At 67.4% G+C, this 21,159-nt stretch carries 8 protein-coding genes; all 8 read left to right on the top strand.

Annotated features, from left to right (window positions below):
• The first annotated feature begins 150 nt into the window (after nucleotides 1-150).
• The 8 genes from AB7F11_RS11590 (at nucleotide 151) to AB7F11_RS11555 (ending at nucleotide 21,130) form a co-directional block, all read left to right on the top strand.
• Nucleotides 151-411, top strand: coding sequence for a hypothetical protein (locus AB7F11_RS11590; RefSeq protein WP_428291782.1), 261 nt, complete (start codon nucleotides 151-153; stop codon nucleotides 409-411).
• A 43-nt stretch (nucleotides 412-454) separates the two neighbouring features.
• Nucleotides 455-8,107: a hypothetical protein gene (locus tag AB7F11_RS11585; RefSeq protein WP_428300745.1), complete on the top strand. Its 7,653-nt coding sequence runs from the start codon at nucleotides 455-457 to the stop codon at nucleotides 8,105-8,107.
• A gap of 56 nt (nucleotides 8,108-8,163) precedes the next feature.
• Nucleotides 8,164-10,368, top strand: coding sequence for a tetratricopeptide repeat protein (locus AB7F11_RS11580; RefSeq protein ID WP_428291659.1), 2,205 nt, complete (start codon nucleotides 8,164-8,166; stop codon nucleotides 10,366-10,368).
• Nucleotides 10,369-10,598: 230 nt separating this feature from the next.
• Nucleotides 10,599-11,108, top strand: coding sequence for a hypothetical protein (locus AB7F11_RS11575; protein WP_428291660.1), 510 nt, complete (start codon nucleotides 10,599-10,601; stop codon nucleotides 11,106-11,108).
• Between the two features lie 84 nt (nucleotides 11,109-11,192).
• Nucleotides 11,193-11,972 carry a fimbrial biogenesis chaperone gene (locus AB7F11_RS11570; protein ID WP_428291661.1) on the top strand — a complete coding sequence of 260 codons (780 nt, stop codon included), beginning with the start codon at nucleotides 11,193-11,195 and terminating at the stop codon, nucleotides 11,970-11,972.
• A gap of 14 nt (nucleotides 11,973-11,986) precedes the next feature.
• Nucleotides 11,987-14,428, top strand: a complete 2,442-nt coding sequence (locus AB7F11_RS11565) for a fimbria/pilus outer membrane usher protein (protein ID WP_428291662.1) — start codon at nucleotides 11,987-11,989, stop codon at nucleotides 14,426-14,428.
• Nucleotides 14,425-15,351, top strand: a complete 927-nt coding sequence (locus AB7F11_RS11560) for a spore coat protein U domain-containing protein (protein WP_428299991.1) — start codon at nucleotides 14,425-14,427, stop codon at nucleotides 15,349-15,351. Before AB7F11_RS11565 ends, AB7F11_RS11560 begins: the two co-directional genes overlap by 4 nt.
• 211 nt (nucleotides 15,352-15,562) lie before the next feature.
• Nucleotides 15,563-21,130: a beta strand repeat-containing protein gene (locus AB7F11_RS11555; RefSeq protein ID WP_428299992.1), complete on the top strand. Its 5,568-nt coding sequence runs from the start codon at nucleotides 15,563-15,565 to the stop codon at nucleotides 21,128-21,130.
• Nucleotides 21,131-21,159 lie beyond the last annotated feature (29 nt).

The raw sequence follows: 21,159 nt of genomic DNA, 5'->3' as shown, positions 1-21,159 counted from the left end.
GATTCTTTTGTGTCGCCTCGTTTCTCGGAGCGGGCGTTTCGAGCACTCTTGCCCAAGCCTCCTTGAAGTGTGCAAAGGTGACGTTGGGCCCCTGTTTGGGGAACGCTGTGCGCGATCGCCCCAGCGCATTTTTTATCTTGAAGGACTTATATGACACCCCTTTTTGCTGACACGATCATTCAATTTTCCGTCACCGGCTCGCTGGTGCGCCTGGAGCTGGGCACGGCCACCCAGGTGAACAAAGACGGCAAGCAGGAAACCCAGTGGGTGCCAACGCAACAGCTGGTCATGCCACTGGAAGGCTTCGTGCGTGGGTTCGGTCTGCAACAGCAGGCCATGAACAAGCTCATCGCCGACGGCGTGCTCAAGCCACAAGCGGCCCAAGGCGAAGCCACGCAGCCCAAGGGCTGAAGGCCTTGTTCCCCCGCCCTTGATCCCATCCCTGGAGCCCCTCTTGGCCAACCCTGTCGACCCCCGCACCGTCACCTATGCGATCCGTCGCCCCGATGGCGACATCGTCCACCTCGCGCACGCCTTCCCCGGGTTTGACTTCGGCGGAGCGCAAGGCATCGTGCGCGGGGGCATCGGCGACGATGAGGTCTGGGTGGGCGCGGGCCTCAGCGTGGATGCGACCCAGCTCAACGCCGGCACCAACCGCATCTACTTCACCGGAGAGCTGGGCGAGTACACCCAGACCATCGCGGCCAACGGTCTCTACACCTTCACCCACAACGAACGCAGCACCGAAGTCGTCACCATCTACAGCCAGGGATCCAACGACGAGCTGTGGTTTGCCAACGGCCACATCCTCTTCAACGCCGAGCTGGACGCCCGCCTGTACGACGAGAACAGCGCACAACCGTACCAGCAAATCCAGGCCGGCTGGCTCAGCGAAGGCGGCACGCCCAACGCCACGCCCGATGCCACGCTCACCATCGACAGCATCAGCGAGGACACCGGCCCCAGCGGCCAGGACTTCGTCACCAGCGACGCAGACGGCCTGACCATCCACGCCACCCTCTCGCGAGGGCTCAATGCCGTGGCCTCCCAGGGCAGCATGGCGCCAGGCGACGTTCTGAGGGTCGCCATCCAGAGCAACGAAGGCGTCGACATTCCGCACCTGCGCCTGAGCGGGCAGGCCATGGTCGTGCGCGGCGGGGTGGGAGACGACTCCGTCTATGTCGGCCAGGGCGTGAGGGTGGATGCGACCCAGCTCAACGCCGGCACCAACCGCATCTACTTCACCGGAGAGCTGGGCGAGTACACCCAGACCATCGCGGCCAACGGTCTCTACACCTTCACCCACAACGAACGCAGCACCGAAGTCGTCACCATCTACAGCCAGGGATCCAACGACGAGCTGTGGTTTGCCAACGGCCACATCCTCTTCAACGCCGAGCTGGACGCCCGCCTGTACGACGAGAACAGCGCACAACCGTACCAGCAAATCCAGGCTGGCTGGCTCACCGGCGCCGGCACGCCCATCGTCACCGAACGGCTGGAGTACTCCAGCGACAACGGCCAGACCTGGCAGGACGTGAGCCACGCCGTCAACGGCACCTCGGTCGAACTCGACGACCCCACCCTCACTGAAAGCACCACCATCCGGTTCCGCGTGGTCAACGTCGCGGCCAACGGTGCAGAAGCTGAGCAGGAGATCACCATCGACACCGCCGCGCTGGGGTTTGTGATCAATGGGCAGTCGGCAGGGGACGAAAGCGGCCGGTCCGTCTCGTCCGCCGGCGACGTGAACGGCGATGGCCTGGCCGACCTGATCGTCGGGGCGCCGGGGGCAAACGGGGATACCGGGCGCAGCTACGTGATGTTTGGCAAGGCAGACGGCACGGCGGTGGAGCTCTCGGACGTTGCCGCTGGCATGAACGGCTTCGTGATCAACGGGCAATCAGCGGATGACTGGAGCGGCCAGTCCGTCTCCTCCGCAGGCGATGTGAACGGCGACGGCCTGGCCGACCTGATCGTGGCGGCTTCCCAGAGCGATCACGCGGGCATGACGGAGGCCGGTCGCAGCTACGTGGTGTTCGGCAAGACGGGCGGCACGCCGGTGGAGCTGTCCGACATTGCCGAGAACGAGACGGGTGGCTTCGTGATCAACGGTCAGTCAGACCATGACAACAGCGGCTGGTCCGTCTCCGCCGCCGGCGATGTGAACGGCGACAGCCTGGCCGACGTGATCGTGGGCGCACCGGGCAACGCGGCTGGCAGAAGCTACGTGGTGTTTGGCAAGGCCGACGACACGTCGGTGGAGCTGTCGAACATTTCCAATGGTGACCCGGGCGGCTTTGTCATCAACGGTCAGTCAGCAGCTGACAACAGCGGTCTTTCCGTCTCCTCCGCAGGCGACGTGAACGGAGACGGCCTGGCCGACCTGATCGTGGGGGCTCCCCAGAGCGATCCAGCGGGCAAGTCGGGTGCCGGGCGCAGCTACGTGGTGTTCAGCCAGACGGGCAACACGGCGGTGGAGCTGTCGGGCATTGCCGCCAGCGGCACGGGTGGCTTCGTGATCAACGGGCAGTCAGCGGGGGACCAAAGCGGCGTTTCCGTCTCCTCTGCAGGTGACGTCAACGGCGATGGGTTGGCTGACCTGATCGTGGGGGCGCATAACAGCAACCCAGCAACGGGCGGCAGCAATGCCGGCCGCAGCTACGTGGTGTTCGGCAAAACGGGCGGACCAGCGGTGGAACTCTCGATCATTGCCGCTGGCGGCACGGAGGAAGGCTTCGTGATCAACGGGCGGTCAGCGGGGGACTACAGCGGTTATTCCGTCTCCGCCGCCGGCGATGTGAACGGCGACGGCCTGGCCGACCTGATCGTGGGGACGTTCCCCGGTCTTGGAGCAGCCGGTTTCGTGGGCCGAAGCTTCGTGGTGTTCGGCAAGGCCGGCGACACGCCGGTGGAGCTCTCGGACATCGAAGCCGGCACGGGTGGCGGCTTCGTGATCAATGGACAGTCCGAGTGGGACCACAGCGGCTCTTCCGTCGCCGCCGCCGGCGACGTGAACGGGGACGGCCTGGCCGACCTGATCGTGGGGGCGCCTTTTAGCGACCCAGCGGGCCAGCCGTCCGCCGGCCGCAGCTACGTCATCTTCGGCAAGACCGGCTTCGACGCCGTGAACCTGGGCGACGTGGCCCTGGGTGGCGATGCCGCCCTGGGCATTGACTTTGCCGGCACCAGCGCCGCAGACGAATGGAGCGGCACCACCGCCAGCGAAACCGCCCTGGGCGGCGCAGGCAACGACACCCTCACCGGCAACGGCGGTGCCGACGTGCTCTACGGCGGAGCCGGCAACGACACCCTGGTGCTCAACGCCGACAACATCGCCCACCTCTCCCAAGGCCTCACCGATGGCCGCCTGGCCCGCGTGGACGGCGGCGGCGGCATCGACACCCTGGCCGTGGCCGGTACAGGCGTCACCCTCGACCTCACCCAGATCGCCAACCAGGCCGCCGGCGACCCCGAGACCGGCAGCCGCATCGCCAGCATCGAGAAGATCAACCTCAGCGGCACTGGCAACAACACCCTGACCCTCTCGGTGGGCGACGTGCTCGACATGGCGGGCATGAACCAGTTCAACGACGACAATGGCTGGACGGGGCTGGGCACGAGCGTGCAGCGCCACCAGCTGGTGATCGACGGCGATGCGGGCGATGTCGTTAGCAGCTTCGAAGCCCCAGGCACCTGGAGCCTGGTGGGCACCGCCAGCGATGGCACCAACACCTACAACGTCTTCAACGCCACCAACTCGGCCACCTCGGCGCAGTTGCTGGTGAATGTGAGCGTGACGATGCGCCTGTTGGCGCAGGGGTTTGTGATCAATGGTGAGGCTGCGTGGGACAACAGCGGCTGGTCCGTTGCCTCCGCAGGCGACGTGAACGGCGACGGGTTGGCTGACCTGATCGTGGGGGCCCCGGATGCAGACGGGTATACCGGTCGCAGCTACGTGGTGTTCGGCAAGGCCGACGGCACGGCGGTGGAGCTGTCGAACATTGCCGCCAGCGGCACAGACGGCTTTGCGATCAACGGGCAGGCAGAGGGGGGCTGGAGTGGCGGTTCCGTCTCCGCCGCCGGCGACGTGAACGGCGACGGCCTGGCCGACCTGATCGTGGGGGCGAGGTCGGCAGAAGGACAGGCCGGCCGCAGCTACGTGGTGTTCGGCAAGACGGGCGGCACGACGGTGGAGCTGTCGGACATGGCCGCTGGCGGCACGGACGGCTTCATGATCAACGGTCAGTCAGGATTGGACTACAGCGGCGAGTCCGTCTCCTCCGCCGGCGACGTGAACGGCGACGGCCTGGCCGACCTGATCGTGGGGGCTTCCCAAAGTGACCCTGCAATGGATAGAGGCCAAGCCGGGCGCAGCTACGTGGTGTTCGGCAAGGTCGACGGCTCAGTGGTTGAGCTCTCGGACATTGCCGCTGGCGGCACGGGCGGCTTTGTGATCAACGGGCAGTCAGCGTGGGACGAAAGCGGCGGTTCCGTCTCCGCCGCAGGTGACGTCAACGGCGACGGCCTGGCCGACCTGATCGTGGGGGCGAGGTCGGCAGAAGGACAGGCCGGCCGCAGCTACGTCATCTTCGGCAAGACGGGCGGCACGGCGGTGGAGCTCTCGGCCATCGAAGCCGGCACGGGCGACGGCTTTGTGATCAACGGGCAGTCGGACAATGACAAAAGCGGCCATTCCGTCTCCTCCGCCGGCGACGTGAACGGCGACGGCCTGGCCGACCTGATCGTGGGGGCGCCGTACAGCGCCCCCACAACGGGTGACCCCCATGCTGGGCGCAGCTACGTGGTGTTCGGCAAGGTCGACGGCTCGGTGGTTGAGCTCTCCGACATGGCCGCTGGCGGCACGGGCGGCTTCGTGATCAATGGTCAGTCATGGGGAGATCAGAGCGGCATCTCCGTCTCCTCCGCCGGCGACGTGAACGGCGACGGCCTGGCCGATTTGATTGTGGGGGCGCACTATGCCAACCCGGAGGCAGGCACCGATGCCGGTCGCAGCTACGTCGTCTTCGGCAAGACGGGCGGCACGCCAGTGGAGCTCTCGGCCATCGAAGCCGGCACGGGCGGCGGCTTCGTGATCAACGGGCAGTCAGACAATGACAACAGCGGTTATTCCGTCGCCTCCGCCGGCGACGTGAACGGCGACGGCCTGGCCGACCTGATCGTGGGGGCGACGTGGGCACTCCCGGCTACGGAGGAAGAAGAAAGTGCCGCCGGCCGCAGCTACGTCATCTTCGGCAAGACCGACACCAACGCCGTGAACCTGGGCGACGTGGCCCTGGGTGGCGATGCCGCCCTGCCCATCGACTTTGCCGGCACCAGCGGTGCAGACACCTGGAGCGGCACCACCGAGAGCGAAACCGCCCTGGGCGGCGCAGGCAACGACACCCTCACCGGCAACGGCGGTGCCGACGTGCTCTACGGTGGGGCCGGCAACGACACCCTGGTGCTCAACGCCGAAAACATCGACCACCTCTCCCAAGGCCTCACCGATGGCCGCCTGGCCCGCGTGGACGGCGGCGGCGGCATCGACACCCTGGCCGTGGCCGGTGCAGGCGTCACGCTCGACCTCACCCAGATCGCCAACCAGGCCGCCGGCGACCCCGAGACCGGCAGCCGCATCGCCAGCATCGAGAAAATCAACCTCAGCGGCACTGGCAACAACACCCTGACCCTCTCGGTGGGTGACGTGCTCGACATGGCCGGCATGAACCAGTTCAACAGCGGCAATGACTGGACGGGGCTGGGCGCGAGCGTGCTGCGCCACCAGCTGGTGATCGACGGTGATGCGGGCGATGTCGTTAGCAGCTTCGAAGCCCCAGGCACCTGGAGCTTTGTGGGCACCGCCAGCGATGGCACCAACACCTACAACGTCTTCAACGCCACCAACTCGGCCACCTCGGCGCAGTTGCTGGTGAATGTGAGCGTGACGATGCGCCTGTTGGCGCAGGGGTTTGTGATCAATGGGCAGTCAGCGGGGGACTTGAGCGGCTGGTCCGTTGCCTCCGCCGGCGACGTGAACGGCGATGGCCTGGCCGACCTGATCGTCGGGGCGCCGGGGGCAAACGGGTATGCCGGGCGCAGCTACGTGATGTTTGGCAAGGCCGACGGCACGGCGGCGGAATTGTCGGACATTGCCGACAACGAGACGGGCGGCTTCGTGATCATCGGTCAGGCAGCGGAGGACTGGAGCGGCTATTCCGTTGCCTCCGCCGGCGATGTGAACGGCGACGGCCTGGCCGACCTGATCGTGGCGGCTTCCCAGAGCGATCACGCGGGCATGACGGAGGCCGGTCGCAGCTACGTGGTGTTTGGCAAGACGGGCGGCACGGCGGTGGAGCTCTCGACCATCGAAGCCGGCACGGGCGGCGGCTTCGTGATCAACGGAAAGTCAGGCTATGACAACAGCGGCTGGTCCGTCTCCGCCGCCGGCGATGTGAACGGCGACAGCCTGGCCGACGTGATCGTGGGCGCACCGGGCAACGCGGCTGGCAGAAGCTACGTGGTGTTTGGCAAGGCCGACGACACGTCGGTGGAGCTGTCGAACATTTCCAATGGTGACCCGGGCGGCTTTGTCATCAACGGTCAGTCAGCAGCTGACAACAGCGGTCTTTCCGTCTCCTCCGCAGGCGACGTGAACGGAGACGGCCTGGCCGACCTGATCGTGGGGGCTCCCCAGAGCGATCCAGCGGGCAAGTCGGGTGCCGGGCGCAGCTACGTGGTGTTCAGCCAGACGGGCAACACGGCGGTGGAGCTGTCGGGCATTGCCGCCAGCGGCACGGGTGGCTTCGTGATCAACGGGCAGTCAGCGGGGGACCAAAGCGGCGTTTCCGTCTCCTCTGCAGGTGACGTCAACGGCGATGGGTTGGCTGACCTGATCGTGGGGGCGCACCGCGGCGACCCGGCAACGGGAGGCGCCGATGCCGGGCTCAGCTACGTGGTGTTCGGCAAGACGGGCGGCACAGCCGTGGAGCTCTCGGCCATTGCCGAGAACGAGACCGGCGGCTTCGTGATCAACGGGCATTCAGACTATGACAACTGCGGCTTTTCCGTCTCCGCCGCCGGCGACGTGAACGGCGACGGCCTGGCCGATTTGATTGTGGGGGCGCACTATGCCAACCCGGAGGCAGGCACCGATGCCGGACGCAGCTACGTGGTGTTCGGCAAGACGGGCGGCACGGCGGTGGAGCTCTCGGCCATCGAAGCCGGCACGGGCGGTGGCTTCGTGATCAACGGCCAGTCAGAGTGGGATGTCAGCGGCGAGTCGGTCTCCGCCGCCGGCGACGTGAACGGCGACGGCCTGGCCGACCTGATCGTGGGGGCGCCAGGGGGCGACCCCGCAACGGATCGCGAAGATGCCGGGCGCAGCTACGTCATCTTCGGCAAGACCGGCTTCGACGCCGTGAACCTGGGCGACGTGGCCCTGGGCGGCGATGCCGCCCTGGGCATTGACTTTGCCGGCACCAGCGCCGCAGACGAATGGAGCGGCACCACCGCCAGCGAAACCGCCCTGGGCGGCGCAGGCAACGACACCCTCACCGGCAACGGCGGTGCCGACGTGCTCTACGGCGGGGCCGGCAACGACACCCTGGTGCTCAACGCCGACAACATCGACCACCTCTCCCAAGGCCTCACCGATGGCCGCCTGGCCCGCGTGGACGGCGGCGGCGGCATCGACACTCTGGTCGTGGCCGGTACAGGCGTCACCCTGGACCTCACCCAGATCGCGAACCAGGCCGCCGGCGACCCCGAAACCGGCAGCCGCATCGCCAGCATCGAGAAGATCAACCTCAGCGGCAGCGGCAACAACACCCTGACCCTCTTGGTGGGCGACGTGCTCGACATGGCGGGCATGAACCAGTTCAACGACGGCAATGGCTGGACGGGGCTGGGCACGAGCGTGCAGCGCCACCAGCTGGTGATCGACGGCGATGCGGGCGATAGCGTCAGCTCCAGCGGCTGGACCGACACCGGTGGCACCGTGAGCTATGGCGGGCAAACCTATGCGGTCTACCACAGCACGGCGGCCAGCACGCTGGCGCAGCTGCTGGTGGATGAGGACATCACCCGCACGGGGGTGGTGATGTGAGCAGGCGGAAGGCGGCACCGAGGACGGCGCAGAAGGCCACTCAGAAAGCTGCAAGTGTGAGCGGGATCGAAGCGGCCATCAACGCGGCCTGGAAAAAAGGCGAATGGGCGCAAGCCCTGGCGGCCTGTGACCAGGCCATGGCCGTGTCACCCCAGCGGGCCGAGGTGCACCTGGCGCGTGCGCGCTGCCTGGTGAAGCTGGGGCAGTGGATGCCGGCGCGCGAGGCTTTTGCCGCCTGCCTGCGTCTGCAACCCGAAAACCATGGCGCCTGGCTGGAGGCCGGGAAACTGTGCAGCCAGATGGGCGAGCTGAAGCAGGCGGTGGGCGCCTACCAGCGCGCCATTCAAGCCGCGCCGAAGCACCACGACGCTCCGCTGGCCCTGGCGTGTGCGCTGCTGGCGCTGGGCCAGGGGGCGCAGGCTTCGCAGGCATTTGCGCTGGCCATGTCCAATGCCCAAAGTCAGGCACAGGCCGGTGGTGCGGCAGATATGCCGGCCCGGGTGGCGCACCGCATGGGGGCTTTCGCGCTGGAGCGCGGCGATGCCGCGACCGCTGTGAAGGCATTGCGGCTGGCGTTGCAGACCCTGCAGGACCTGGGCAGCAAGGCCGACGACGTGAACCGCTGGGCCGAGGTGCGCATGGACCTGGGCGAAGCCTTGCTGCGCCTGGGCCAGCAGGCGGCGGGCTGCCAGGAGCTCACTGCAGCCTCCGTGGCCACGGACGAGGCCACCCTCAACCGGCTGGGGGCGCTGGCGTTCCGGTACAACCTGTGGCAGGAAGCGCTGGCCGTGCTGCGCAAGAACGCAGAATTGCATCCACAAAGTGCCACGGCGCGCTGGAATCTGGCCCACCTGCTGGCCGAGTGCTGGCAGATGGACGAAGCCCTGCAAGTGCTGGAGCAAGCCGAAGCCTTGGGGCCCATGCCGGGTGCCAAAAGCATGCGCGCCTCGATCGCCGGGCGCCAGGGCGACGCCAGCACCGCCTTGCACCTGTACCGCGAACTGGCCGCCGAGTCCGATGCGCCCGGCAGCCTGGCCTGCAGCGCCGCCATGTCTTCGCTTTACTGCGACCACCTGAGCGCCGCCGAGGTAGCCGACCTGCACCGCACCCTGTTTGCGCCGCTGGGCGAGGGCGCGCGCCACCCGGCCAGCTTCGTGCGGGCACCGCTGGCGGGGCGGCGCATCCGGCTCGGCCTGGTGTCGCCCGATTTTCATCATCAGCACCCGGTCAACATCTTCATGCAGCCGGTGCTGCGAGAAATCGACCGCAGCCGCTTCGAGGTGTTTCTGTATTTCACCGGCAAGAGCCACGACGACCAGACCCGCCTGGCCCGGGAGCGGGTGGAACACTGGGTGCAGGCCACCGCCCTCAGCGATGCGCAGCTGGCCCGGCGCATCGACGCCGACCAGATCGACCTGCTGCTCGACCTCTCTGGCCACACCGGCCAGCAGCGCATGAGCCTGTTTGCCCGGCGCGCCGCGCCCGTGCAGGCCACCTACCTGGGCTACCCCGGCTCCACCGGCGTGCCCCACATCGACTGGGTGCTCGGCGATGCGGTGGTGACCCCCGAAACCGACGACGCGCTGTGCTCCGAACGCGTGGCGCGACTGCCGGGCGTGGTGTTCTGCTTCGCGCCCGAGGTGGACTACCCGTACCCCGCCTTCCCCGACGCACTGGCGCAGCGCCCGCTGACCTTTGGCTCCTTCAACAACGTGCCCAAACTCACGCCCCGCACCCTGGCGCTGTGGGCTCGGGTGCTGCAGGCCGTGCCGGGTTCGCGCTTGCTGCTGAAGGCGCCGAGTTTTTCCGACCCCGGGGCGGTGCGCCTGTTTGGCGAGCGCCTGCTCACGCTGGGCGTTGACCTGGCGCGGGTGGAGTTCCGCGGCCCCACGGGTCTCACCGACATGATGGCCGAGTACGCCGAGGTGGACATCGGCCTGGACCCGGTGCCCTACAACGGCGGCACCACCACCTTGCAGGCGCTGTGGATGGGCGTGCCCGTGGTGGTGCTGCGGGGTTCGCACTTCGTCTCGCGCATGGGCGCGAGCTTCATGAGCGCGGCCGGCCTGCCCGAATGGGTGGCCGGGAATGAAGACGACTACGTGCGCGTGGCCCAGGCCATGGCGGCTGATCGGCAGGCGCTGCTCACGCTCAAGCGCGGCCTGCGCGCCCGCTTGCAGGCACGCCCCGGCTGGGACCCGGTGGCGCACACACGCGCCATGGAACAGGCCTTCGAACACATGCTGCTCAGCGGCGCTTAAACGGCAGGGGCTGGCGTTCGCAGCTGGTGGCCAATGGCCTGCAACTGGGTTCATTTTTCTGGCGTTGCGTCACTTGTTGAACACACGCCGAACTTCCAGGCGGAATATGAATTCCGGGACGCACCTTTTTGGTCAGGGAAGACAGTTCAACAGCCAAACAGGAAGCCCGAGGTTCAGCAACAACAGGTCAACGCCCAAATCCGGGCGCCCTTCTTCAAAAGGAAATTGCCATGAAAGTCCCTTCCCGCGCTCTCCTTATTTGCACCCTCGGCCTCCTGGGGCACCACGCTCAGGCCGGCACCGCCAGCGCCGACTTCGATGTGGTGGTCAATCTGGAATCCATGTGTCAGCTCAAGAATGGGCCTGGCCTGACCCTCGATTTCGGGAACTACACCGCGTTTCAGACAAACGCAAATACCGCCACCCTGGACATCATCTTTGAATGCACGCGTGAGTTCGGCGCTGCGCCCGACGTGTCGTTTGATCACAATCCCGGGTTGAACTTGACCAACGACAATCCGCCGTCCGAAAACGCCAGCGGCGAAGGCGTGGTGGCGGGCCTCAGATACGGGATCACTGCAACCAACACCGATACGGTCCAGGGGGCTGCAGCCACCGCCACGAGTGACGGTGAGGCAGACGATTACACGTATACGGTTTCGGGGACTCTCCCGGCTGGCCAGCCTGGCTCTGTAGCGGAGGCAACCATCCAGGCTCGCCAGTTGATCGTGACGTTCTGATCTTCTGTGCAACATCAACGCGGTCTGCAAGGCCCGCCGCCACGCGGCGGGCCTTGTTTCTTTGAACCGGACGTGGACGCTCCTATGAACTCGCCTGCCCCCTTGCGCGCTCTCGCCTTCGCGGTGCGCACCCTTTGGATTCGATCCCGCTGGCTGGGCCTGGCGCTGCTGGCCTGCCAGCCGGCGTGGGTACCGGTGGCACAAGCCGGCTCCTTTGCCGTGGCGCCGGTTTACATCTACATGACGCCGCGCGAGCGGGTGGTGGCGGTCAAACTGGCCAACAGTGGCGAGACCGAAGTGGCCCTGCAGGCCGACCTCTACACCTGGAGCCAGTCGGCAGACGGTGTGGATTCTCTCGTGCCCACGGAAGACCTGATCCTCGCCCCCTCCATCATCCGGCTGGCCCCCAAGAGCCAGCAGGTCGTGCGCCTGGCGCTGCTCAGGCCGGCCGATCTGCAGCGCCAGCTCACGTACCGCCTCATCGTGCGGGAAGTGCCCGAGGTTTTTCAGCAAAAAGACAACACCATTCAACTGCCCGTGGCACTGGCTTTGTCCATGCCCGTGTATGTGACCCCGCCCGGCGCCAAGCGCTTGCTGGAATGCGAGGTGCAGCGGCCAACCGCGCAGACGCTGGGCGTGCAATGCGCCAACAAGGGCACCGCCCATGCGCAGGTGCGCGCCGTGATCCTGCGGCACAACGAAACCGAGCTGGCGCGTTTCGCCGGCGGCGCCTACATCTTGCCCGGCGCATCTCGCTTTGTGCCCATGGAAGCCGCAGCCGGCGCAACGCCGGGCACGGCGGCGCAGCTGGATGTTCGCTTTGGCGACGGAACCAGGCAATCCCGGGACGTCACCCTGCCTTGAGTGGGGCGTGCTCGATGGACCAGAGCACCCCGGCGCAGCGCATGCTGTGCGGTGTCTTGCTCATGCTGGGCACCTGGCCGGTGCTGGGCCAGGTGGTGCCCGCGGAACCCGCAGCGCATGGCCAGGCCGCCATGGGGCTGCAGCCCACGCCACCTGCCAGCCGCGCTGCCGGGATTCCCGATCCACCGAGCCCCCGGCTGGTACCGTTCGAAGCGGTGCTCAACGGCGCCAATGTGGGCAACTGGTTGCTGCTGCACGCGCCCGGTGGCTTCTACGCGGCCAGGGAGGCGCTGGACGCCTGGCGGATCAAGCCACCCGCCGAGGGCAGCAGGCGGCTGGTCTTCCAGCATGAGAACTGGTATGCCCTATCGTCGATCGAGGGTTTTTCGGTCACGTTGAACCCGGCCTCGCAAGCGATCGAACTGAACTTTGCCGCCTCGGCGTTCATGCCCACCGAGATCCGGGAAGACGGGCCGGAGATCCCGCCGGTGAGCCCCTCCGAGCCCGCCGCCTTCTTCAACTACGACCTGACCTGGAGCCAGACGCGCCTGGGCGGCTCCGCGACGAACCAGGAGCTCGGTGCGCTGACCGAACTGGGTTACACGGGCAGGCTGGGCGCGCTGACTTCCAGCTTTCTGGGGCGCCAGGTCGGTGGCGGCGGGGGGGGTGGCGGGGTGCAATGGAGGCGCCTGGAAACCACCTTCTCGCGCGACTTCCCGCAGCGCAAGCTCTCGATGCGGGTGGGGGACAGCACGACACGCCCGGGCATGAGCGGGCGGCCCATCTATTTTGGTGGCGTCCAGATTGGCAGCAACTTCGGGCTGGCCCCGGGGTTTGCCACCCAGCCCCTGCCGGTGTTTGCGGGCAGTGCCAGCGCGCCCAGCACCGTGGAGCTCTACATCAACGACGCCTTGCGCCAGACCCGCCAGGTGCCGGCCGGCGCCTTCACGATCGAGAATCCCCTGTCGATCTCTGGCGACGGGCGTGCGCGCATGGTGGTGCGCGATGCGCTGGGGCGCGAGACGGTGATCACCCAGTCCTTTTTCAGCCACGCCGATCTGCTGGAAGAACACCTGTCGGACTGGAGCCTGGAACTGGGTGCCGTGCGCGAGCGCATTGGCCAGGCCAACGCAGACTATGGCGAGCGGTTTGCGTCGGGCCTGTGGCGCCACGGCGTGAACAAGCGCCTGACGGTGGAGGCCCGCGGTGAATGGAGCCGGCGCACCCGTGGCATCGGGGTGGGCATCAGCCAGGCAATGCCCTGGCGCTCGCTCGGGCAGGCGGCGCTGGCCTGGAGCGAGCAGGGCCAGGTGGGGCGCGGCCTGCAGTGGTCCCTGGGCAGCGAATACCGCCGTGCGCGGCAGACGTACACGATGCAGGCGCAGGGCGCCACGGCGGGCTACCGCACAGTGGGCATGAAAGATGCCACGGAGCCCGTGAAGTGGCAGTTGGGCCTGGGCTTCAGCCATGCCCACGAGCGCCTGGGCACCTTTGGCGTGGGCGTGGCGCAGCTGGAGTCGCGGCAACAAGGACGCCTGGGCACCTACAGCCTGAGCTATGGGACCCGAATCGGGGGCCAGGCCTCCCTCAGCGTCGTCTTCACCCGGGTGCTCGGTGTCAGTTCGACCAACCTGTTTTCGGTCTCGCTGCTGTGGCCGCTGGAGCGGCACATCAACACCGCCTTTCAGTTGACGCAGCGCAACGGCCAGACCGATGTTTACGCCAGTGCCTACCAGGGCATCCGCGGCGAAACGGGCACTGGCTGGCGGGTGCTGGGTGGCACGCGCAATGGGCAGGCCATGGCCGAGGCGGGCGTTCACAGGCAGGGGCAGCACAGCCTGGTCAGCGCCGACGTGAGCGCCTCGGCGAACCAGCAGGGCATTCGCCTGGGTGCGCGCGGCGGGCTCGTCTTCATGGACCGCCGCCTGTTTGCCACGCGGTACCTGCAAGACAGCTTTGCCCTGGTCGACGTGCCCGGCTACGCGGACGTGGGCGTGAACTTCATGGGCCGCGAGAAGGCCCGAACCGATGGCAGAGGCCAGGCGCTGGTGGCCGGGCTCCAGGCCTACACCGTCAACAGCATTCGCCTGAACGCGGCCGACCTGCCCCTGAGCGCAGAAATCGACAGCCTGGAACGCATCACCGTGCCCTTCGCGCGCAGCGCGGTCAAGCTCAGCTTTCCCGTGCGCGGAGGGCAGTCTGCGCTGGTGACCGTGCAGCTGGCCAAGGGCGAACCCGCACCTGCGGGCGCCGAAATCGAGCGGCTGGGCGAAGATGCCCGCCGCTTCCCGGTGGGGCGCAAGGGCCAGGCCTTCATCACCGGCCTGCAAGCCCAGCAGCCCTTGCGCCTGCACTGGAAAGGCGCAAGCTGCCTCATGCAGTTGACGCTGCCGCCGGGTACCCCCGACGACATTGCACGCCCGCCACCCCTCATATGTGAAGGAGTCGAACCATGAAGCGACCCATGAAACGACCCATGGGGCGAACCCCGGCCCTGGCCATTTTTCGCGTGTTCGCGGCAGCGGTGCTGCTCGGCCTGGGCCCGTGCGCGCACGCCGCCTACAGCTGCACCGTCAGCGCCACCAGCACCGGCCTCATTTACGAAGCCCCCTCCCCTCGAGACGTGACCGGCTCGGCCACCCTCACCTGCACCCGCTCGCCCGGCGACGCCAGCACCCTCAGCTACCGGCTCAAAGCCACCGACGGGCTCCATGCCTCGGGCACCAACCCGATTCGCCGCGTGCGCCTGGGCAGCAGCGGCAATCTGCTTTTTTATTCCCTGCGGCGTGGTGCATCGTGCAACAACAACACCAACTGGCGGGCCCCCGCAACAGGCACCACCGATGTGCAGACCGGCACGCTGAATTTCGGCGCTGGCCTGGTCGCTTCCACCACGCTGGCCTACTGCATCCGCGTTCGGGTGGGCGCTGGCGGCAACCCGGCCGCGCCCGCCGCCGGCGTCTACACCGACACCTTCAGCATCTTTGCGCAATACCCCAACAACAATGCCGGCGCCCTCAGCCCCGATGCGCCGGTGTCGCTGACCGTGGGCGTGAGCAACCAGTGTGTGTTCAACAGCTACCCGGGCAGCCTCGTCTTCAACTACACCGCGTTCAGCAGCACCGCCCAGACAGCCTCGACCGCCTTTCTGCTTCGGTGCAGCACCGACCTGCCCTGGACCATCACCGTGGACCCGGCCGCCACCACGCTGCTCGGGCTGCGCTACGAAATTGCACCCTCACCCTCGTCGGGCATTGGCAACGGCAACACGGGCCAGTCGGTCACGCTCACCGGCACCATGCAGGCCGGCCAGGCTGGCGCCTGCGCCACGTCCTTCTGCACAGGCTCCCAGCAGCACACCGTGTTCATCCATTACTAGGGACCAGGACTAGGGACTAGGGCCAGGCGCAAGCGCTTCACGCCTCCTCCGGGTGATTCGCGCCATTTTTCTGGCGCTTGGTGCCTTTTCTCCCCTGGGTTGATCCGCTTTCCTAATCTCGGAACGAGCAAGGTCAGGGCCACTGCGCGTGTCGAAGAAATGCGCCTTCCCGAAACCGCTCCTCTCAGATCCCCAGGAAGAAGGAAACCCCATGAACCGCCCCGCCACCCAGGCCGGCCTCCCGCAGCAGCAGCAGCACACCACCGAAGCCGGCAGGCACGACACGCCGGCCGTGCTGTCCGCTCAAGAGGCCAGGAAACTGCTCAGCCTGCCCGGCGTCACCTCGTTCCGGCAGGGTGCGGTACTGATCGTGGTGGATGCCCAGGGCAAGCAATACATCGTGCAAGACCTCAACACCCAGGCCTCGCCGCCGCAGGCGAGCCCGGACGACGCAGACGGAACCGACGGCACCGACAGCACGGACGACACAGCGCAACGGGCCGGGCAGGAGACGCCAGAAGAGGCCCCGGCCGACTTGCAGGTGCCCGCCGCCAGCGCAGAGGTGGCTTCAGCCACACTGGCTGAAGTTCACATGGCACAGGCACCCGCAGACAGCACGCAGCCGGAGGCCAAGTCCGATGATGAGACCTGCAAGGACGACGACGACAAGAAAGATGCCAACGGCGACGACAAGGACGACGACAACGCCTGCCCCGTGGTGCGGGATTCAGGCTCCGGCTGGGGCCTGGGGCTGGCAGGCGTGGGCCTGGCGGCCGCCATGGGGGGTGGAGGCGGCTCAGGCGGTGGTTCCGGTGGCGGCACACCGGGCGACACCACCCCACCCACCCCACCGAGCGCGCCCGACCTGGCCGCCGAAGACGACAGCGGGACGAGCGACACCGACGACATCACGGTCTACACCACCGGCCTGACCTTCAGCGGCACGGCCGAAGCGGGCGCCACGGTGCAACTGTTTGTCGACCTGGACGAAGACGGCGTGATGGATGAAGGCGAGGAGCTGGGCACGGGCGTGGCCACGGGCGGGACCTACAGCATCGACACCAGCCTGGCACTGGGCAGCCACAAGGTGCGCGCCATTGCCACCGACCTGGCGGGGAATGTCAGCGAGGCCTCGGGCACCACGGTGGTGACGGTGATTCCACCGGCGCTGGGGTTTGTGATCAATGGGCAGTCGGCGGGGGAGAGGATCGGCTATGCCGTCTCCTCCGCCGGCGACGTGAACGGCGACGGCCTGGCCGACCTGATTGTCGGGGCGCATCTCAGCGCCCCCTCTGCAGGCACCAATGCCGGGCGCAGCTACGTGGTGTTTGGCAAGGCCGATGGCACGGCCATCGATTTGTCGCTGATCGCCAGCGGCACGGGCGGCTTTGTGATCAATGGGCAAGCGGCAGGGGACTACAGCGGCACTTCCGTCTCCTCCGCCGGCGACGTCAACGGCGACGGCTTGGCTGACCTGATTGTCGGGGCGGATTCCAGCGACCCCGCTGCAGGCAGCAGTGCCGGTCGCAGCTACGTGGTGTTTGGCAAGGCCGATGGCACGGCGGTGGAACTGTCGGCCATTGCCGAGAACGAGACCGGCGGCTTCGTGATCAACGGGCAATCGCAAGACGACTTCAGCGGCTGGTCCGTCTCTTCCGCCGGTGACGTCAACGGCGACGGCCTGGCCGACCTGATTGTCGGGGCGTATAAAAGCGACCCCGCTGCAGGCAACGAAGCCGGGCGCAGCTACGTGGTGTTTGGCAAGGCCGATGGCACGGCCATCGATTTGTCGCAGATCGCCAGCGGCACGGGCGGCTTCGTGATCAACGGGCAAGCGCAAGACGACTTCAGCGGCTGGTCCGTCTCCTCCGCCGGCGACGTCAACGGCGACGGCCTGGCCGACCTGATTGTGGGGGCGCCTTACAGCGCCCCCGCTGCAGGCTACGAAGACGGCCGCAGCTACGTGGTGTTCGGCAAGGCCGATGGCACGGCGATCAATTTGTCGCAGATCGCCAGCGGCACGGGCGGCTTCGTGATCAACGGGCAGTCGGCAGGGGACTACAGCGGCTGGTCCGTCTCCTCCGCCGGCGACGTCAACGGCGACGGGTTGGCCGACCTGATGGTCGGGGCGTTTTACAGCGACCCCGCTGCAGGCACCGATGCCGGGCGCAGCTACGTGGTGTTCGGCCAGACGGGCGGCACGGCGGTGGAACTGTCGGCCATTGCCGAGAACGAGACCGGCGGCTTCGTGATCAACGGGCAGTCCGCGGGGGACTGGAGCGGCTCTTCCGTCTCCTCCGCCGGCGACGTCAACGGCGACGGCTTGGCCGACCTGATCGTCGGGGCGTATACCAGCGACCCCGCTGCAGGCAGCAATGCCGGGCGCAGCTACGTGGTGTTTGGCAAGACCGATGGCACGGCGATCAATTTGTCGCAGATCGCCAGCGGCACGGGCGGCTTTGTGATTAACGGGCAGTCAGCGGGGGACATCAGCGGCATTTCCGCCTCCTCCGCCGGCGACGTCAACGGCGACGGTTTGGCTGACCTGATCGTGGGGGCGTCGTTGGGCGACCCCTCTGCAGGCACCAATGCCGGCCGCAGCTACGTCATCTTCGGCAAGACCGGCTTCGACGCCGTGAACCTGGGCGACGTGGCTCTGGGTGGTGATGCCGCCCTGCCCTTTGACTTTGCCGGCACCAGCGGTGCAGACACCTGGAGCGGCACCACCGCCAGCGAAACCGCCCTGGGCGGCGCAGGCAACGACACCCTCACCGGCAACGGCGGCGCCGACGTGCTCTACGGCGGAGCCGGCAACGACACCCTGGTGCTCAACGCCGACAACATCGCCCACCTCGTCTCCCCGGGCCCCACCAGTGGCCGCCTGGCCCGCGTGGACGGCGGCGGCGGCATCGACACCCTGGCCGTGGCCGGTACAGGCGTCACCCTGGACCTCACCCAGATCGCCAACCAGGCCGCCGGCGACCCCGAGACCGGCAGCCGCATCGCCAGCATCGAGAAGATCAACCTCAGCGGCAGCGGCAACAACACCCTGAACCTCTCGGTGGGTGACGTGCTCGACATGGCCGGCATGAACCAGTTCAACACCGAAAACGGCTGGAGCAATGTGACCGGCACCGCCCTGGGCACCCAGGTGCAGCGCCACCAGCTGGTGATCGACGGTGATGCGGACGATCAACTCACCAGCCCGGACGCCGCAGGCACCTGGAACTTTGTGGGCACCGTCAGCGATGGAGAAGGCAACACCTACAACGTCTTCAACGCCACCAACTCGGCCACCTCGGCGCAGTTGCTGGTGAACACGAACATCACCCAGACGCTGGACACACTGGTCCTCCCTCCCAACCCACCGAGCGCACCCGACCTGGCCGCAGAAGACGACAGCGGGGCGAGCAACACCGACAACATCACGGTCTATACCACCGGCCTGAGCTTCAGCGGCACGGCCGAAGCGGGCGCCACGGTGAGCCTGTTTGTCGACGTCAACAACAACGGCGTGATGAACATGGGCGAGCTGCTGGGCACGGGCGTGGCCACGGGCGGGACCTACAGCATCGACACCAGCCTGGCGCTGGGCAGCCACAAGGTGCGCGCCATCGCCACCGACCTGGCGGGCAACCTCAGTGAGGCCTCGGACACCACGGTGGTGACAGTGGTCTCGACTCCACCGAAGCTGGGCTTTGTGATCAATGGCGAAGCAGCAGGGGACAACAGCGGCCATTCCGTCTTCTCCGCCGGCGACGTGAATGGCGACGGCCTGGCCGATCTGATCGTGGGGGCGCCGTATGCAGAAGGATCTGCCGGTCGCAGCTACGTGGTGTTCGGCAAGGCCGATGGCACGGCGGTAGAGCTCTCGGACATTGCCGTTGGCGGCACGGCCGGCTTCGTGATCAACGGGCAGTCAGCGAATGATTACAGCGGCATTTCCGTTGCCTCCGCCGGCGACGTGAACGGCGACGGCCTGGCTGACCTGATCGTGGGGGCGCCGTATGCAGCAGGTTATGCCGGGCGCAGCTACGTCATCTTCGGTCAGACGGGCGGCACGCCGGTGGAGCTCTCGGCCATTGCCGCTGGCGGCACGGAAGGTTTCGTGATCAATGGTCAGTCAGCGATGGACCTCAGCGGCATTTCCGTCGCCTCCGCCGGCGACGTGAACGGCGACGGCCTGGCCGATCTGATCGTGGGAGCGTCGTGGGCAGGCGGGTTTGCAGGCCGCAGCTACGTGGTGTTCGGCAAGGCCGATGGCGCGGCGGTAGAACTCTCGACTATTGCTGCAGGCAGCACGGGCGGCTTCGTGATCAACGGTCAGTCGGCGGGGGACTTCAGCGGCAATTCCGTCTCCGCTGCAGGCGACGTGAACGGAGACGGCCTGGCCGATCTGATCGTGGGAGCGTTGGGGGTAGCAGCTGCGGCCGGGCGCAGCTACGTGGTGTTCGGCAAGACGGGCGGCACGGCGGTGGATCTCTCGGCCATCGAAGCCAGCACGAGCGGCTTCGTGATCAACGGTCAGTCGGTGGGGGACGAAAGCGGCACTTCCGTCTCCTCCGCCGGCGACGTGAATGGAGACGGCCTGGCCGACCTGATCGTGGGGGCCTACGCAAGCGACCCAGTAACGGGTGGCACCAGTGCCGGGCGCAGCTACGTGGTGTTCGGCAAGACAGGCGGCACGACGGTGGAGCTCTCGGCCATTGCCGCTGGCGGCACAGCCGGCTTTGTGATCAACGGTCAGTCAGCGGATGACAACAGCGGTTATTCCGTCTCCTCCGCCGGCGACGTGAACGGCGACGGCCTGGCCGATCTGATCGTGGGGGCGCCGTTGGCGGGTGGGTACGCCGGTCGCAGCTACGTGGTGTTCGGCAAGACGGGCGGCACGGCGGTGGAGCTCTCGGCCATCGAAGCCGGCACCGGCGGCGGCTTTGTGATCAACGGGCAGTCAGCGAATGACTACAGCGGCGAGTCCGTCTCCGCCGCCGGCGACGTGAACGGCGACGGCCTGGCCGACCTGATCGTGGGGGCCTACGCAAGCGACCCCGCAACGGATCGCCAAGATGCCGGCCGCAGCTACGTCATCTTCGGCAAGACCGGCTTCGACGCCGTGAACCTGGGCGACGTGGCCGCCGGCGGCGATGCCGCCCTGGTCGTCAACGACACCTGGAACGGCACCACCGCCAGCGAAACCGCCCTGGGCGGCGCAGGCGACGACACCCTCACCGGCAACGGCGGCGCCGACGTGCTCTACGGTGGGGCCGGCAACGACACCCTGGTGCTCAACGCCGACAACATCGCCCACCTCTCCCAAGGCCTCACCGATGGCCGCCTGGCCCGCGTGGACGGCGGCGGCGGCATCGACACCCTGACCGTGGCCGGTACAGGCGTCACCCTGGACCTCACCCAGATCGCCAACCAGGCCGCCGGCGACCCCCAGACCGGCAGCCGCATCGCCAGCATCGAGAAGATCAACCTCAGCGGCAGCGGCAACAACACCCTGACCCTCTTGGTGGGCGACGTGCTCGACATGGCGGGCATGAACCAGTTCAACGACGGCAATGGCTGGACGGGGCTGGGCGCGAGCGTGCAGCGCCACCAGCTGGTGATCGACGGTGATGCGGGCGATAGCGTCACCTCCAGCGGCTGGACCGACACCGGTGGCACCGTGACCAACGGCGGGCAAACCTATGCGGTCTACAACAGCACGGCGGCCAGCACGCTGGCGCAGCTGCTGGTGGATGTGGACATCACCCGCACGGCGGTGGTGATGTAAGGCGCAGGAGCGCCCCCAACCGCCCCAAA

This window comes from Hydrogenophaga sp., assembly GCF_050250835.1.
GTDB lineage: Bacteria > Pseudomonadota > Gammaproteobacteria > Burkholderiales > Burkholderiaceae_C > Hydrogenophaga.
The sequence above is the reverse complement of the archived record's forward strand: the minus strand, read 5'-3'. Positions and strand labels throughout refer to the sequence as shown.